Raw genomic sequence first — 15,473 nt, forward strand, 5'->3', positions numbered from 1 at the left:
GCAACGGACCGCACCAGACACCGGCCACCCGCCCACCACGGACGAAGAAAACCGAAGCCCTGCCCCACACCCCCACCGCACAGCACACGGAAGCCGGCCAGCCAGACAGACCCCTGTACGACCCGGGCGGGGCCCTGACTCCTCACTGCCCCGCCCCAGCCGCAACGGACCGCACCAGACACCGGCCACCCGCCCACCACGGACGAAGAAAACCGAAGCCCTGCCCCACACCCCCACCGCACAGCACACGGAAGCCGACCGACCAGACAGACCCCTGTACGACCTGGGCGGGGCCCTGACTCCTCACTGCCCCGTCCGGGCCGCAACGGGTCGCGCCGGGCACCGGTCGGCCGCGTGGCGACGGCGCGGAGACCGACGCGGCCCGCCCGGCCGTCAGAGGGGCCCGTCAGACGTTGACGCCGAAGTCCTGGGCGATGCCGCGCAGGCCCGAGGCGTAGCCCTGGCCGATGGCGCGGAACTTCCACTCGGCGCCGTTGCGGTAGAGCTCGCCGAAGACCATGGCGGTCTCGGTGGACGCGTCCTCCGAGAGGTCGTAGCGGGCGATCTCGGCGCCGCCGGCCTGGTTGACGACGCGGATGAACGCGTTGCGCACCTGGCCGAAGGACTGCTGGCGGTTCTCGGCGTCGTAGATCGAGACCGGGAAGGTGATCTTGTCGACGTCGGCCGGGACCGCGGCGAGGTTCACCTTGATCTGCTCGTCGTCGCCCTCGCCCTCACCGGTGAGGTTGTCGCCGGTGTGCTCGACCGAGCCGTCCGCGCTCTTGAGGTTGTTGAAGAAGACGAAGTTGGCGTCGCTGGCGACCTTGCCCGCCGCGTTCAGCAGCAGCGCGCTGGCGTCCAGGTCGAAGTCGGTGCCGGTCGTGGTGCGGACGTCCCACCCCAGACCGACGATGACCGCGGTCAGGCCAGGGGCCTCCTTGGTCAGCGATACGTTGCCGCCCTTGCTGAGGCTGACTCCCACGAGTCCTCCATAGGTTCGCTGTTTGAAGATGCTGCCGGATCAACGATTCGATCCTAGTAACGGGTTCCCGCCCCACGCAGTCCCTGGAGGCGAACAATCACAGGGTGTCGAGCGCCTTGACGTACTCGTTCAGGTCACGGGCGTCCGGCAGGGCGTTGACGACGGTCCAGCGGACCACGCCCTCCTTGTCGATGACGAAGGTGCCGCGCACCGCGCAGCCCTTGTCCTCGGCGAAGACACCGTAGGCGCGGGAGACCTCGCCGTGCGGCCAGAAGTCGCTGAGCAGCGGGTACTCCAGGCCCTCCTGCTCGGCGAAGACGCGCAGGGTGTGGATGGAGTCGTTGGAGACGGCGAGCAGCTGGGTGTCGCGGTCGGCGAACTGCGGAAGGTTGTCACGCAGCTCGCACAGCTCACCGGTGCACACGCCGGTGAAGGCGAAGGGGTAGAAGAGCAGCACGACGTTCTTGCTGCCACGGAAGTCGGACAGCTTCACGGTCTGCCCGTGGTTGTCCTTGAGCTCGAAGTCGGGGGCCTTTTCGCCGACCTGGATCGCCATCGTGTGGATGTCCCTTCGGGGGCTGTTCGGGTTACGGAACCACCCTACGCAGCGATCACCGCACAGCAGCGGACGGGCCGGTCGCGCCGGCCCGTCCGCTGCCACGGGGCTACTTCTTGGACTTGGCCGCCTTGGGCGTCACCAGTCGGCTGCCGCTCCAGTCCTTGCCCACACTGACGCTCTTGGAGGCGGACAGCCCGGCCGTCGTCGCGGCTTCGGAGATGTCACTCGGCTCCACATAGCCGTCACGGCCGGTCTTCGGCGTCAGCAGCAGGATCGAGCCGCCCTCCTCGATGTACGTGGTGGCGTCCACCAGCACATCGGTCAGATCGCCGTCGTCGTCGCGGAACCAGAGCACCACGGCATCGGCGACGTCGTCGTAGTCCTCGTCCACAAGGTCACTGCCGATGACTTCCTCGATGGCCTCGCGGAGTTCCTGGTCTACGTCGTCGTCGTAGCCGATCTCCTGGACCACCTGCTCGGGCTGGAACCCCAGCCTCACGGCAGGGCTCGTCTCCGCGTGGTCCGCGGTCGCGCTCACGGGGTGCCTCCTGATCTTGTCTTTGGGTATGTCTCAAGCCACGCGCGTGCGCGAAGCGTTGGCCGTAGTCCACACGGGCGGGACGGATCGCGCAAGTACCCGGCGTTTCAGACCGCCGAAACGGTGACGTTCTGGAACGTGTCACCGCAACTCCAGGCACATCATCGCGGTCACGTCGTGACGCATGCCACACCTTTCTGCCCTCTTTGCGTGTTTGGGAACCATACCCGGGTGTGGAGGCCGTGGTTACCCCGGAGTAGAGATGACGTTTGGCCCCCCGAGGTACACGATGGGGAGCGGTGCAGACATACAGAAATACGGCCCTCTGACAGGTAAGGAACAGCGTGGCTTCCGGATCCGATCGCAACCCGATCATCATTGGCGGCCTTCCGAGTCAGGTTCCTGACTTCGATCCCGAGGAAACCCAGGAGTGGCTCGACTCCCTCGACGCCGCCGTGGACGAGCGCGGCCGGGAGCGGGCCCGCTATCTGATGCTGCGGCTCATCGAGCGGGCCCGCGAGAAGCGCGTGGCCGTGCCCGAGATGCGCAGCACGGACTACGTGAACACCATCCCGACCAGGGCTGAACCGTTCTTCCCGGGCAACGAGGAGATCGAGCGGAAGATCCTGAACGCCACCCGGTGGAACGCGGCCGTGATGGTCTCGCGCGCCCAGCGTCCCGGGATCGGCGTCGGCGGCCACATCGCCACCTTCGCCTCCTCCGCGTCCCTCTACGACGTCGGCTTCAACCACTTCTTCCGCGGCAAGGACGAGGGCGACGGCGGCGACCAGGTCTTCTTCCAGGGCCACGCCTCCCCGGGCATCTACGCGCGCGCGTTCCTGCTCGACCGCCTCAGCGAGGCCAACCTCGACGCGTTCCGCCAGGAGAAGTCGAAGGCGCCGCACGGCCTGTCCTCGTACCCGCACCCGCGCCTGATGCCGGACTTCTGGGAGTTCCCGACCGTGTCGATGGGCCTCGGCCCGATCGGCGCGATCTACCAGGCCCGGATGAACCGCTACATGCACGCGCGCGAGATCGCCGACACGTCGAAGTCGCATGTGTGGGCGTTCCTCGGTGACGGCGAGATGGACGAGCCGGAGTCGCTCGGCCAGCTCACCATCGCCGCGCGCGAGGGCCTGGACAACCTCACCTTCGTCGTCAACTGCAACCTCCAGCGCCTCGACGGCCCGGTGCGCGGCAACGGCAAGGTCATCCAGGAGCTGGAGTCGGTCTTCCGGGGCGCCGGCTGGAACGTCATCAAGCTGATCTGGGACCGCACCTGGGACCCGCTGCTCGCGCAGGACCGCGACGGCATCCTCGTCAACCGGATGAACACCACCCCGGACGGCCAGTTCCAGACCTACGCCACCGAGTCCGGGGGCTACATCCGCGACCACTTCTTCGGCGACGACCAGCGGCTGCGCGCCATGGTCGAGGGCATGACCGACGACCAGATCCTGCACCTGGGCCGCGGCGGTCACGACCACAAGAAGATCTACGCGGCCTTCAAGGCGGCTGTGGAGCACAAGGGCCAGCCGACGGTCATCCTCGCGAAGACCGTCAAGGGCTGGACGCTGGGCCCCAACTTCGAGGGCCGCAACGCCACGCACCAGATGAAGAAGCTGACGGTCGACGACCTCAAGGGCTTCCGCGACCGGCTGCACCTGCCGATCTCCGACAAGGAGCTGGAGTCCGGCGCGCCGCCGTACTACCACCCGGGCCGGGACTCGGAGGAGATCCAGTACATGCACGACCGCCGACGGGGTCTCGGCGGTTACGTCCCCACGCGCGTGGTGCGCTCCAAGCCGCTCGCGCTGCCGGGCGACAAGACGTACGCGACCGTGAAGAAGGGCTCGGGTCAGCAGTCGATCGCCACCACCATGGCGTTCGTACGACTGCTCAAGGACCTCATGCGGGACAAGGAGCTCGGTAAGCGGTTCGTGCTGATCGCGCCGGACGAGTACCGCACCTTCGGCATGGACTCGTTCTTCCCGAGTGCGAAGATCTACAACCCGCTCGGCCAGCAGTACGAGTCGGTCGACCGGGAACTGCTGCTCGCGTACAAGGAGTCCCCGACCGGGCAGATGCTGCACGACGGCATCTCGGAGGCGGGCTGCACGGCCTCGCTGATCGCGGCGGGTTCGGCGTACGCCACCCACGGCGAGCCGCTGATCCCGGTGTACGTCTTCTACTCGATGTTCGGTTTCCAGCGCACCGGCGACCAGTTCTGGCAGATGTCGGACCAGCTGGCGCGCGGTTTCGTGCTGGGTGCGACCGCGGGCCGTACGACTCTGACCGGCGAGGGGCTCCAGCACGCGGACGGCCACTCGCAGCTGCTCGCCTCGACCAACCCGGGGTGCGTGGCGTACGACCCGGCGTTCGGGTTCGAGATCGCGCACATCGTGCAGGACGGTCTGCGCCGGATGTACGGCCCGGACAGCGAGGACGTCTTCTATTACCTCACCGTCTACAACGAGCCCATCCAGCACCCGGCCGAGCCGGAGAACGTGGACGCCGAGGGCATCCTCAAGGGCGTCTACCGCTTCTCCGAGGGCACCTCCGGGTCGATCCCGGCGCAGATCATGGCGTCCGGTGTGGCGGTGCCGTGGGCGGTCGAGGCGCAGAAGATCCTCGCCGAGGAGTGGAACGTCAAGGCGGACGTCTGGTCGGCGACCTCCTGGAACGAACTGCGGCGCGAGGCCGTGGCCTGCGAGGAGTACAACCTGCTGCACCCGGAGGAGGAGCAGCGGGTGCCGTACGTGACGCGGAAGCTCGCCGGGGCGCAGGGGCCGTTCGTGGCCGTGTCCGACTGGATGCGGGCGGTTCCGGACCAGATCGCGCGGTGGGTGCCGGGTACGTACCAGTCGCTGGGCGCGGACGGGTTCGGCTTCGCGGACACCCGGGGTGCGGCGCGGCGGTTCTTCCACATCGACGCGCAGTCGATCGTGGTGGGGGTGCTGACGGAGCTGGCCCGGGAGGGGAAGGTGGACCGGTCGGTGCTGAAGCAAGCCATCGACCGGTACCAGTTGCTGGATGTTTCGGCTGCGGACCCTGGTGCTGCCGGGGGCGATGCGTAGTCGTTCGGCTGCGGGCGCGTGGGGGCTGGTCGCGCAGTTCCCCGCGCCCCTTCACCGTTTCTCTACGATGCGGGCATGAAGGAACAGTCGGCGCAGGTCCGTTGGGAACAGCACACCCAGCGGCCGCTTCTGGCGCTCGCGATGCTCTTCGCCGTCGCCTATGCCGTACCGATCGTGGACACCTCGGCGGGACGGTCGTTGACGGCGGCGTGCACGGTGGTCGAGTGGGTGGTGTGGGGGGCCTTCGCCGTCGACTACCTCATACGGTTGACGCTCTCGCGGGACCGGCGTGGATTCGTACGGAAGCACTGGATGGACCTGTGTGCGGTCCTGCTGCCGCTGATACAGCCGCTGCGGCTGCTGCGGCTCGTCTCCACGCTGATGCTCGTGGGGCGGCGGGCGCGGATGGCCTCGCAGATCCGGGTGACGACGTATGTCGCCGGGGCGGTCGTGGGGCTGCTGATGTTCGGATCGCTGGCCGTGCTCTCGGTGGAGCGGGACTCACCGGACGGGAACATCCGCACGCTGGGTGACGCGGTGTGGTGGTCCTTCACAACGATGACGACGGTGGGGTACGGCGACCACGCCCCGACCACCGGACTGGGCCGCATGATCGCGGTCGGGCTGATGCTGTCCGGCATCGCCCTGCTCGGTGTCGTGACCGCGAACATCGCCGCCTGGTTCATCGAGCGCTTCGAGAAGGACGACGTGGAGGAACGCGAGCAGACGGAGGCGATCCGGACCCTGACGGAAGAAGTCCGGGCCCTGCGGGCGGAGGTCGCGGCCTTACGGAAGACGTCCGTCGGGGGGTAGCCCCCGGACGGCACGGCCCCGCACCGCAGAGCCGTCGGCAGACATGAGGCGGGCCCCCGGTCGTCCCACCGGGGGCCCTTCCCTCACGCGCCCCGGGTCAGAACAGCCCGCTGCCCGGGGTGGCCGCTCCGGCGATCCAGATGATCGCCAGGAGCGTGTCGATGGCGCCCAGTACGAAGGCGACCAGGGCCGGCCAGGCGCGGTTGGCGCCCGACCAGGTGCGGCCCATGGCGAGCCAGCCGCAGACGATCGCGATGGGGCCGAGGATGATGCCCAGTACGAAGAGGCCCGCGACCGCGCAGATGGCTCCGATGATTCCGAGCGTCGCGCGATCCGGCCCGGTCCGTGACCACGTCCGGCCACGTGATCGGGGGTACTTGCGCGTTCCGTGTCCGAAGCCCGCCATCATCAACTCCCTGACACCCTTGGTTGGTTGGGTTTGTCTCGGGTTCAACGATGCGAGTACCCCGGTCCGAGCCGTTAATCCTCCGGCCTTGCGGCGCGCCGCCCCCCTCCGGCAGCGCGCCGCAGCGCCGTCCGCCCACCGTGTCGCACGAGCGTGCCGTGCGGAGGGCTTGACTTACTGTGACCTGCGGCGCGTACCGGGTGCGAGGAATCTTTAGCCTCTTCACCCTGATAGGGGAAGAACGCTGAAGTCCCGTCAGATGTGGCCCACGCCCGCCCCCGCCTCCGCGTTCTCGCCCCGCTTGGTGAGCAGCGCGACCAGGACGGCCACCACGGCGACACCGCACGCGACCAGGGACGCGAGGCTCATGCCGGAGATGAAGGTGTCGTGGGCGACGTCGGTGATCTTCGCGGCGATCTCCGCCGGGGTGCCCTTCGCGACGGGCGGGACGCCGACCTGGACCGCTTCCGAGGCCTGGTCGAGCTGGGCCGGGGTGAGCGCGGGCAGGCCCGCGTCCTTCCAGTTGGCCGCGAGGTCGCCGTCCACCTTGGAGGCCATCACGGCGCCCAGGACGGCCGTACCGAGGCTGCCGCCGATCTGCATCGCGGCCTGCTGGAGACCGCCGGCCACACCGGACAGCTCCATGGGCGCGTTACCGACGATGACCTCGGTGGCGCCGACCATCACGGGGGCGAGGCCGAGGCCGAGCAGGGCGAACCAGAGCGACATGACCGCGCTGCCGGTGTCCGTCTCCAGCGTGGACATCCCGAACATGGCGATCGCGACGGACGCCATGCCGCCGGCCAGCGGGATGCGCGGGCCGAGCTTGGTGATCATCACGCCCGCCAGCGGGGAGCCGACGATCATCATCCCGGTGAGCGGGAGCAGGTGGAGTCCGGCGTCGATCGGGCTCATACCGTGCACGTTCTGGAGGTAGAAGGTCACGAAGAACAGGCCGCCCATGAACGCGATCGCCATGAGGACCATCAGCACGACACCCGCCGACAGCGCCAGCGAGCGGAACAGCCCGAGCGGGATCAGCGGTTCCTTGACCTTCGTCTCCCAGACGGCGAAGAGGGCGAAGCCCACGAGGGAGACGACGATGAAGGTCCAGGTCAGTCCGTCGCCCCAGCCCCAGGTCGGGGCCTTGATGAGCGCCCACACCAGACAGAACATGGCGCCCGACAGCAGGGCTATGCCCAGGATGTCGAAGGAGCGCGGGGCGTTCTCCGCGCGGTGGTCGAGCAGGATCAGCACGCCCAGGACGAGGGCGAGGACGCCGACCGGCACGTTGATGAAGAACACCGACTGCCAGTTGACGTGCTCGACGAGCACACCGCCGAGGATCGGGCCGCCGGCGGTGGAGGCGCCGATGACCATGCCCCAGATGCCGATCGCCATGTTCAGCTTCTCGGCCGGGAAGGTGGCCCGCAGCAGACCGAGCGCGGCCGGCATCAGCAGGGCGCCGAACAGGCCCTGGAACACGCGGAAGGTGACGACCGCGGCGATGGAACCGGACAGCCCGATCGCGCCCGACGCGGCGGCGAAGCCGACGACACCGATCAGGAAGGTCTGGCGGTGGCCGAAACGGTCACCGAGCTTGCCCGCGGTGATCAGGGCGACGGCCAGCGCGAGGAAGTAGCCGTTGGTGATCCACTGGACGTCCGCGAAGCTCGCCTTGAGGTCGGCCTGGATGGCCGGGTTGGCGATGGCCACGATGGTGCCGTCGAGGGCCACCATCATGACGCCGACGGCCACGGTCAGGAGGGTGAGCCAGGGGTGGCCGCGCAGTCCCGAGGCAGGTGGCTGATCCGACGGGGACTGTGATGCCCTGTCCCCCGGTCCCGTCGTATCGATGGTGGTCTGACTAGTCATGTGTTCGAGGCTAGTGACAGCCACTGACAATTGACAAACCAATTCACAAGTCGGTAACTGACACCAATGGAAACACTGCGCGAACGCAAGAAGCAGCGCACCCGGGAGGCACTGATCCGGGCCGCCGTCGAACTGTTCACCACCCGCGGCTACGAGGGGACGACCGTCGACGACATCGCCGACGCCGTCGAGGTCTCGCAGCGCACCTTCTTCCGCTACTTCGCCGGCAAGGAGGAGGCGGCCCTCGCGCTCGACCAGATGACGGTGGCGCACTTCGTCGAGGCCGTACGCGCGCGTCCGGCGCACGAAGCCCCGCTGGAGGCGCTGCGCCAGGCCGTCCTGCAGGGGTGGGACACCCTGCAGGAGGTGGTCGATTCGGTCGTGTCGGTGGAGCAGTTCCTGCGCATGTACCGGGTGATCGAGTCGACGCCCGTGCTGCTCGCCGCGCATCTGCGGCGCTCCCTGGAGTCCGAGGAGGTCCTCGCGCGCGTGCTCGCCGAACGGGAGGGCCTCGATCCGGAGACCGACCCGCGGCCGCGGCTGACGGTGGCCGCCTTCGGCGCGGTGATGCGGGTGACGGAGCGCCAGTGGCTGACGGACGGGGACTTCAGCCTGGAGGCCATCCGGGAGCTGACCGTCTCCCACCTCGAACTGCTGGGGCCGGCCCTGGCGGGCAAGTGGACCCCTTACACCAAAACGTGATACCCGTCACTCGATTAACCCGAGACCGTCTCGTTCTCCTAGTGTGTCCTTTCAGTGACTTCCTTCGACACCTCCCCGCAACTCAACGTCTGGCGCGCACTGCTCGCGCTGGCCGTGGTGTTCGTGATGCTGGCGACCACCGGCTGGACCGCGCTGCGCAACCAGAGGGAGGCCACCCCGCTCCAGGCCTCGCTCGAGTCCTGGGCGCACGGCCGCCTCCACGGACACCGGCTGCCGGACCCGGACACCGCCGCCCCCGCGCAGCTCACGCGATTCTTCGCCTCCCTCACCTCCCAGGACCGCGTCCGCCTCGCCCAGCGCTACCCGCTCGCGGTCGGCAACATGAACGGCGCCCCCGTCGCCCTGCGCTACCAGGCCAACCGCCTCGCGCTGCTCCAGGCCCGCGGTGCCGAGCGCAAACGCATGCACGACCCCCGGCTCACGCCCGCCGGTCAGCAGGAAGCGGGCCGCCGTATGCACCGCTTCGAGTCGCTGACGGCCCCGGAGCGCCACATCCTCGCCTTCGACCCCGACGGCTCCGGCCGGATCGCCGAGGTCTTCGGCGATCTGCGCACGGCGGAACGGGTCTCCGTCATCGTGCCCGGGGTCGACACCGACCTGCTCACCTTCCAGCGCACCAACCGCAGTTACTCCGCGCCGGTCGGCATGGCCCAGGCCCTCTACGACGCCGAGCGCGCCGCGAGCCCGGCCACGCGTACGGCGGTGATCGCCTGGGCCGACTACACGGCACCCGCCGGACTGGGCATCGACTCGGCCACCGCTATGCGCGCCGAGGACGGTGCCGTACGGCTGAACGCCCTGGTGCGGGGCCTGCCCGGCACCTCGACCGTCTCCCTGTTCTGCCACAGCTACGGCTCCGTGGTGTGCGGGGTGGCCGCGCACACGCTGCCGGACCGGGTGGCCGACATCGCGGTGGCCGGCAGCCCCGGGATGCGGGCCGCGAACGCCTCCCGTCTGCGCACCTCCGCGCATGTGTGGGCGATGCGGGACGCCAACGACTGGATCCAGGACGTGCCGTACATGGAGGTCGGCGGGCTCGGTCACGGTGCCGACCCGGTGTCCTCCGCGTTCGGCGCGCGCGTGCTGTCCGCGCGGGGTGCCGACGGGCACGCCGGTTACTTCGAGCCCGGAACGGAGAGCCTGCTCAACTTCGCCGAGATCGGCATTGGCGCATACCGCTCGGTGCACTGCGCCCACGAGGACGAAGCCTGCCGCGCCGGTTTGTCCGGCACGGCCACGGCCGGACGCGCGTAGAGACTGCAGGAACTGCGGTCTGCGCGAGGAGGGGACGAAGGAGCTCGTGCCGCATACGATGACCCGCATGGGTGACGTACTGGCCGGATTTCATGCCGCCTGGGAGTTCGAGTCCGACTCCGTGCTCATCCGCTACGAACGGGGGATTCGCACACCGAAGCTCTTCCAGGCGCTGGGGGAACGACGGATTCCCCTGGAGGCGATCTCCGGGGTGACGCTGACTCCCGGCAAGCGGGGCACGGTCGTGTTGCACGCCGAGCCGCGGCCCGGGGCGGATCCGCTCATGGAGGCGGCGGCGGGGCAGCTGAAGGACGGGAGCGACCCGTACCGGCTGGTGCTGCCGGCCGACAAGGAGACGCTCGCCGAGTACTACGCGGACGAGCTGCGCGCGCTGCTGAAAGAGGACGACGAGCCCGCGGAACGTTTTCTGGTGCCGGCGCCCGGGGTGCCGTTGCAGTTCAAGGCGTACGACGGGAAGGCGTCCTTCGACGGCCGTACCGTGCACTTCCGCTGGTTCTGGACGGGTGCGTCCTCGGCGAAGTGGAAGGCCGGCGACCAGAGTTTCCCGGTGTCCGAGCTGACGGGTGTCGAATGGCGGTCACCGGAGGTCTTCGAGGGGCATCTGCGGCTGCTGAGCGGGGAACCGGGGCCGGTGCAGGCGGACCAGGATCCGGCAGCGGTGGTCTTCGGGCTCGGATACGGGCCCGTCCACGAGTCGTTGCCGTTCGCGGCCGCGGTCCTCGCGGCCGTACGGCAACGAGGGCCCGCGGCAGTGGTCCCGGCCGCGACCGCGCCGCGCCGGGACCCCGCGGACATCGCCGAACGGATTCGCCATCTGGGGGAGTTGCATCAGGCCGGGCTGGTCACCGACGAGGAGTTCGCCGTGAAGAAGGCGGAGTTGTTGGCGGAGCTCTGACCTACTCCCTGCCTGCTGAAGAGAACCGCATGTCCGCGTAACGATCTCCTGCCACCTGGGCCGCTATCGGTTCCAGGAGCTCCAGTTCCTCCTTGGTGAGCTCGATGGTCGTCGCCGTCGCGTTCTCCTCGACCCTGGTGGGCTTGCGGGTGCCCGGGATCGGGACGACCGGGAGGGCGTGGACCGTCGTCTGCTGCTGGACCCAGGCCAGGGCGATCTGCGCGAGGGAGACCCCGTGGGCCTCGGCCACCGTGCGGATCGGGGCCAGCAGGGCCGCGTTCGCCGTGGCGTTGTCACCGGTGAAGCGGGGCTGCTGGCGGCGGAAGTCGTCGGCGGTGAGGTCCTTGTCGGCGTTGGTGAAGGAGCCGGTGAGGAAGCCTCGGCCGAGCGGGGAGTACGGGACGAGGGTGACGCCCAGTTCGCGGGCGGCCGGGACCACCTGGGCCTCGATGTCCCGGCTGAACAGGGACCACTCCGACTGGAGCGCGGCGATGGGGTGCACGGCCTGCGCCGCGCGCAGCTCCGCCGCGGTGACCTCGCTCAGGCCCAGGTGCTTGACCTTGCCCTCGCGCACCAGCTCGGCCATGACGGCGACGGTCTCCTCGATCGGCACGTTCACATCGCGCCGGTGCATGTAGTAGAGGTCGATCGCGTCGACGTCCAGGCGCTTCAGGCTCGCCTCGACGGCCTGGCGGATGTACGGCGGGTCGTTGCGGATGATCCGCCGGGTCGGGTCGTCCGGGGGTATCGCCAGGGCGAACTTGGTGGCGATCACGACCTCGTCGCGGTGGGCCTTGAAGAACGGGGACAGGAACTTCTCGTTCTCCCCGTTGCCGTAGGCGTCCGCCGTGTCGTAGAGCGTGATGCCGAGTTCCAGGGCCCGTTCCAGGGTGGCCCGGGACTCCTTCGCGTCCGTGGGGCCGTACGCGAAGCTCATGCCCATGCAGCCGAGTCCCTGGACACCGACTTCGGGGCCGTTCTCGCCCAGTCGTGCGGTGGGGATCCTGCTGTCGGTCATCCTGCCTTCTCCTTCTCCCAGTCGGCGCGGTCGGCCTCGGCGTAGAAGCTGATCTTGTGGTCGAGCACGGCGAGGGTGTCCTGGAGCTCCGCGATCCGGGCCAGCACGTCCCGGCGGGTCGCCTCCAGCAGCTTGAAGCGGTCGCCGAAGGTCTGGTCGCCCTCCCGCACCAGTTCCGCGTACCGGACCATGTCGGCGACCGGCATGCCGGTGAGCCGGAGCTTGCCGACGAAGGCGAGCCAGTCGAGGTCGCGGTTGCTGTAGCGGCGCTGGCCGGTGTGCGAGCGGTCGATGTGCGGCATCAGGCCGATGCGCTCGTACCAGCGCAGGGTGTGCGCGGTCAGGCCGGTGAAGGCGACGACCTCGCTGATCGTGTAGCTGTCCTGGCCGTTGGGGCGCCGGTGGGCTTGCGGCGGGGCGGCACAGCTGTCGGTCCTGGTACTCGTGGTCTCCATCACCGTCATGGCCTCAACGCTATGGCCTTGGAGTGCACTCCAGGCAAGCGGTACCGGTAAGAAATCCACAGGACGGCACACGGATCGGATGGCTAGCGTGCGGGGCATGAGTCTCGTACGCCGGGCCCTGCCCGAGGACGCCGCGGAAGTGCTGCGGCTGCGCCAGGTGATGATCGACGACCTGCCCGGCGGGGACGCCTCCACGGCCTGGCACACGGAGGCGCTGCCGTCGCTGCGGGAGAGACTGGGCGAGGCCGACGGGGACTTCGCGGCCTTCGTCGTCGACCACCCGGACCGGCCGGGGGCGCTGGCCGCGCTGGTGGTCGGGACGGTCGACTACCGGATCGGCAAGGCGGGCAACCCGCGCGGACTTGCCGGGTACGTCTTCAGTGTCGCCACCGACCCGGGCGCGCGTCGGCGCGGGTACGCGCGCGCGTGCATGGACGAACTCCTCGCGTGGTTCCGCGAGCGCGGCGCCGGACAGGTCATGCTGACCGCGTCCCCGGCGGCCGAGCCGCTCTACACCTCCCTCGGCTTCGTCCCCAAGCCGGACCCCACGATGATGCTGAGGCTCTGAGCGGCTTACTCTCGACGGCATGTCCCTGCAGAGCCTCGCGTTGATCGAAAACTGGCCGGTTCCCATCGCCTCGGCGGGGGTGGTGCGGGCCGACGGCACGGTCCTCGGCACCCACGGTCCGACGGGCCACCGCTTTCCGCTGGCCTCGGTCACCAAGCCGCTCGCGGCCTACGCCGCCCTCGTCGCGTACGAGGAGGGTGCGATCGAGTTCGACGAGCCGGCCGGGCCCGCCGGGGCGACCGTACGGCATCTGCTGGCGCACACCTCGGGTCTCGCCTTCGACGAGCACCGCGTGACGGCCCCGCCCGGGGAGCGCCGGCTGTACTCGAACGCGGGCTTCGAGCAGTTCGGCGACCACATCGCCAAGGCGACGGACATCCCCTTCGCCGAGTACCTGCGGCAGGCGGTGCTGGAGCCCTTGGGCATGACCTCGACCTCCTTGGAAGGCTCGCCCGCCAAGGACGGCGTCTCGACGGTCGAGGACCTGCTGCGCTTCGCGGCCGAGGTCCAGGCACCACGGCTCCTTGACCCCCGTACCGTCGCGGAGGCGATGACGGTCCAGTACCCGGGTACGAAGGGCGTCCTGCCGGGCTACGGCCACCAGAACCCCAACGACTGGGGCCTCGGCTTCGAGATCCGCGACTCCAAGTCCCCCCACTGGACGGGGTCTTCGTCCTCGCCCCGCACCTTCGGGCACTTCGGCCAGTCCGGTACGTTCCTGTGGATCGACCCGGACGCCGGGGCGGCCTGCGTGGCGCTGACGGACCGGGCGTTCGGGCCCTGGGCGGTCGAGGCGTGGCCGGCGTTCACGGACGCCGTCCTGGCGGAGCTGCGCCGGTAGCGCCGACCCGCCTCGTTGCTCCGACGGTCAGTAGGAGACCCGGCGCTCACAGCTCAGCGAGACGTTGTCGCCCGGGTCTGCGACCACCTGGTCGGCGCCGGCGGTCGGGTTGCCGTCGCAGTTCACGGAGTCGTTGCCGCGCACACCGTCCCGGACGACGATCGAGTCGTTGCCGCCGCCGGTCATGACGGTGTCCGGGCCCGAGCCCGCGCTGACGGAGGCGTTGGCGGTGACGGAGTCGAGGATGAACAGGCTGTCTCCGAGGTCGCCGAGCGAGATCTGCAGTGTGGTGACGCCGGCGCCGCAGTCGGCGGAGATGGTGCTGTTCGGCAGCCGCCGGCAGCCGTTGAACGCGCCGATGCCCGCCTGGTCCTCGACGATCAGGTGCCCGTCGGCCTGGTTGATGCCGATGGTGACCTCGTTGGCGACGCCGCTGCGCGCCGAGAGCTGGACCGTGTTGCCGGAGCGGATCACCCACGAGCCGGGCGGCTCCTGCGCGGCGGCGGGCAGGGTGAACGCGGTCAGGACCATGCCTGCGGCCAGGGCGGGGACGGCGGCGCGTATCAGGGTGCGGGGGGCGAGGTTCATGCTGTCTGCTCTCCTCGTGAAGAGTGGATCGGCACAGGCACCGGGGCTCGGCGGCCTCGACGCAAGCCAAACAGCATGTGACCGGCCATGCGCTCTCTGCTATGTACGTTCGGGTATCGAACCTGTGAGCTAGCGAGGCCCGTTCAATTCCGCGGCCATCTCCCACAGCAGTACCTCCGCGGCCCCGCCCGCGACCAGCTCCAGCTCCCGCGCGCCCGCGATCCGCGCCGCGTCACCCGGCCCCAACTCCGCCTCACCTAGCCGCACTTCACCGCGTACGACATGGACGTAGACGTAGGCCGCGTCCGGCACCGCGGTCCGCTCCCCCGCGCCCAGCCGCCGTACATGGAGCATCGCGCCCGCCTCCGGGATCGCGTACGGCGTCGCGTCGGCGATCCCGCGGACGATCTCGTACGACGGCTCGCCGCCCGGCTCCAGGGGCGCCAGCCAGGTCTGTACGAAGGTCAGCGGGGACTCGGCGTCATTGCGCTCGACATGCCGGACACCCGCGGCGGCGCTGAGCCGCTGGACGTCACCGGCGCGTACGACCGTCTCGTGCCCCGTCGAGTCCCGGTGCGTGAGCTCCCCCTCGACCACCCACGTCACGATCTCGGTGTGGCTGTGCGGGTGCTCGTCGAATCCGGCCCCGGGCAGCAGCCGCTCCTCGTTACAGGCGATCAGCGCGCCGAAGCGGAGGTTGTCGGGGTCGTAGTGCGGCCCGAACGAGAAGGCGTGCCAGGACTCGATCCCGGCCCCGGTGTCCCCGCCTGGATAGCGCTCCGTCGCGCGCCGTACGTCCGTCACGGGACCACGGTAGCCGCAGGACGGGTGGCCCGGGGCGGTCCACTCGG

Annotated in this window: 16 protein-coding genes; 7 read left to right on the forward strand and 9 right to left on the reverse strand. The window is 69.5% G+C overall.

Features of this window, described 5'->3' with window-relative positions:
* Positions 1-406: 406 nt before the first annotated feature.
* From AB0D34_RS14710 to AB0D34_RS14720, 3 genes are all read right to left on the reverse strand, one after another.
* The gene (locus AB0D34_RS14710) at positions 407-982 is read right to left on the reverse strand and encodes a TerD family protein (RefSeq protein WP_362661391.1); all 576 of its coding nucleotides are present in this window, start codon (positions 980-982) and stop codon (positions 407-409) included.
* A gap of 97 nt (positions 983-1,079) precedes the next feature.
* Positions 1,080-1,538 (reverse strand): peroxiredoxin, encoded by a 459-nt coding sequence (locus AB0D34_RS14715; RefSeq protein ID WP_362661393.1) that lies wholly within the window; start codon positions 1,536-1,538, stop codon positions 1,080-1,082.
* A gap of 109 nt (positions 1,539-1,647) precedes the next feature.
* The gene (locus AB0D34_RS14720; protein ID WP_164428760.1) at positions 1,648-2,079 is read right to left on the reverse strand and encodes a DUF3052 domain-containing protein; all 432 of its coding nucleotides are present in this window, start codon (positions 2,077-2,079) and stop codon (positions 1,648-1,650) included.
* A 344-nt stretch (positions 2,080-2,423) separates the two neighbouring features.
* On the opposite strand from AB0D34_RS14720, the gene aceE reads away from it, so the two are divergent.
* Positions 2,424-5,156: a pyruvate dehydrogenase (acetyl-transferring), homodimeric type gene (gene aceE / locus AB0D34_RS14725; RefSeq protein WP_362661395.1), complete on the forward strand. Its 2,733-nt coding sequence runs from the start codon at positions 2,424-2,426 to the stop codon at positions 5,154-5,156.
* Positions 5,157-5,231: 75 nt separating this feature from the next.
* Positions 5,232-5,969, forward strand: coding sequence for a potassium channel family protein (locus AB0D34_RS14730; RefSeq protein WP_362661397.1), 738 nt, complete (start codon positions 5,232-5,234; stop codon positions 5,967-5,969).
* A gap of 97 nt (positions 5,970-6,066) precedes the next feature.
* Here the strand turns inward: AB0D34_RS14730 and AB0D34_RS14735 are convergent, their stop codons facing one another.
* On the reverse strand, positions 6,067-6,378 hold the full coding sequence (locus tag AB0D34_RS14735) for a small hydrophobic protein (protein ID WP_362661399.1): 312 nt from the start codon (positions 6,376-6,378) through the stop codon (positions 6,067-6,069).
* 252 nt (positions 6,379-6,630) lie between these two features.
* Complete coding sequence (locus tag AB0D34_RS14740) at positions 6,631-8,250, reverse strand: MFS transporter (RefSeq protein WP_362661401.1); 1,620 nt, start codon at positions 8,248-8,250, stop codon at positions 6,631-6,633.
* A gap of 66 nt (positions 8,251-8,316) precedes the next feature.
* Here AB0D34_RS14740 and AB0D34_RS14745 point away from each other — a divergent pair, with 66 nt between their 5' ends.
* From AB0D34_RS14745 to AB0D34_RS14755, 3 genes are read left to right on the forward strand one after another with little or no spacing between them, the layout of a single operon-like run.
* Positions 8,317-8,952, forward strand: coding sequence for a TetR family transcriptional regulator (locus AB0D34_RS14745; RefSeq protein ID WP_362661403.1), 636 nt, complete (start codon positions 8,317-8,319; stop codon positions 8,950-8,952).
* 54 nt (positions 8,953-9,006) lie between these two features.
* The gene (locus tag AB0D34_RS14750; protein ID WP_362661405.1) at positions 9,007-10,227 is read left to right on the forward strand and encodes an alpha/beta hydrolase; all 1,221 of its coding nucleotides are present in this window, start codon (positions 9,007-9,009) and stop codon (positions 10,225-10,227) included.
* A 58-nt stretch (positions 10,228-10,285) separates the two neighbouring features.
* A complete protein-coding gene (locus AB0D34_RS14755; RefSeq protein WP_362661652.1) occupies positions 10,286-11,143 on the forward strand; it encodes a DUF4429 domain-containing protein in 858 nt (285 codons plus the stop codon).
* A 1-nt stretch (position 11,144) separates the two neighbouring features.
* Here AB0D34_RS14755 and AB0D34_RS14760 read toward each other — a convergent pair whose 3' ends face one another.
* Entirely contained in the window at positions 11,145-12,161 is a 1,017-nt protein-coding gene (locus AB0D34_RS14760) for an aldo/keto reductase (protein WP_362661407.1), read from the reverse strand.
* Complete coding sequence (locus tag AB0D34_RS14765; protein WP_362661409.1) at positions 12,158-12,625, reverse strand: MerR family transcriptional regulator; 468 nt, start codon at positions 12,623-12,625, stop codon at positions 12,158-12,160. Before AB0D34_RS14765 ends, AB0D34_RS14760 begins: the two co-directional genes overlap by 4 nt.
* 97 nt (positions 12,626-12,722) lie before the next feature.
* On the opposite strand from AB0D34_RS14765, the gene AB0D34_RS14770 reads away from it, so the two are divergent.
* Together AB0D34_RS14770 and AB0D34_RS14775 are read left to right on the forward strand one after the other, a co-directional pair.
* Positions 12,723-13,193 (forward strand): GNAT family N-acetyltransferase, encoded by a 471-nt coding sequence (locus AB0D34_RS14770; RefSeq protein WP_362661411.1) that lies wholly within the window; start codon positions 12,723-12,725, stop codon positions 13,191-13,193.
* A 19-nt stretch (positions 13,194-13,212) separates the two neighbouring features.
* Positions 13,213-14,034: a serine hydrolase domain-containing protein gene (locus tag AB0D34_RS14775; RefSeq protein ID WP_362661413.1), complete on the forward strand. Its 822-nt coding sequence runs from the start codon at positions 13,213-13,215 to the stop codon at positions 14,032-14,034.
* 27 nt (positions 14,035-14,061) lie between these two features.
* Here the strand turns inward: AB0D34_RS14775 and AB0D34_RS14780 are convergent, their stop codons facing one another.
* Positions 14,062-14,622 (reverse strand): hypothetical protein, encoded by a 561-nt coding sequence (locus tag AB0D34_RS14780; RefSeq protein ID WP_362661415.1) that lies wholly within the window; start codon positions 14,620-14,622, stop codon positions 14,062-14,064.
* Positions 14,623-14,751: 129 nt separating this feature from the next.
* Positions 14,752-15,426 (reverse strand): pirin family protein, encoded by a 675-nt coding sequence (locus tag AB0D34_RS14785; protein WP_362661417.1) that lies wholly within the window; start codon positions 15,424-15,426, stop codon positions 14,752-14,754.
* Positions 15,427-15,473: the final 47 nt, after the last annotated feature.

The sequence above is a fragment of the Streptomyces sp. NPDC048420 genome, from assembly GCF_040651535.1.
Taxonomy (GTDB): domain Bacteria; phylum Actinomycetota; class Actinomycetes; order Streptomycetales; family Streptomycetaceae; genus Streptomyces.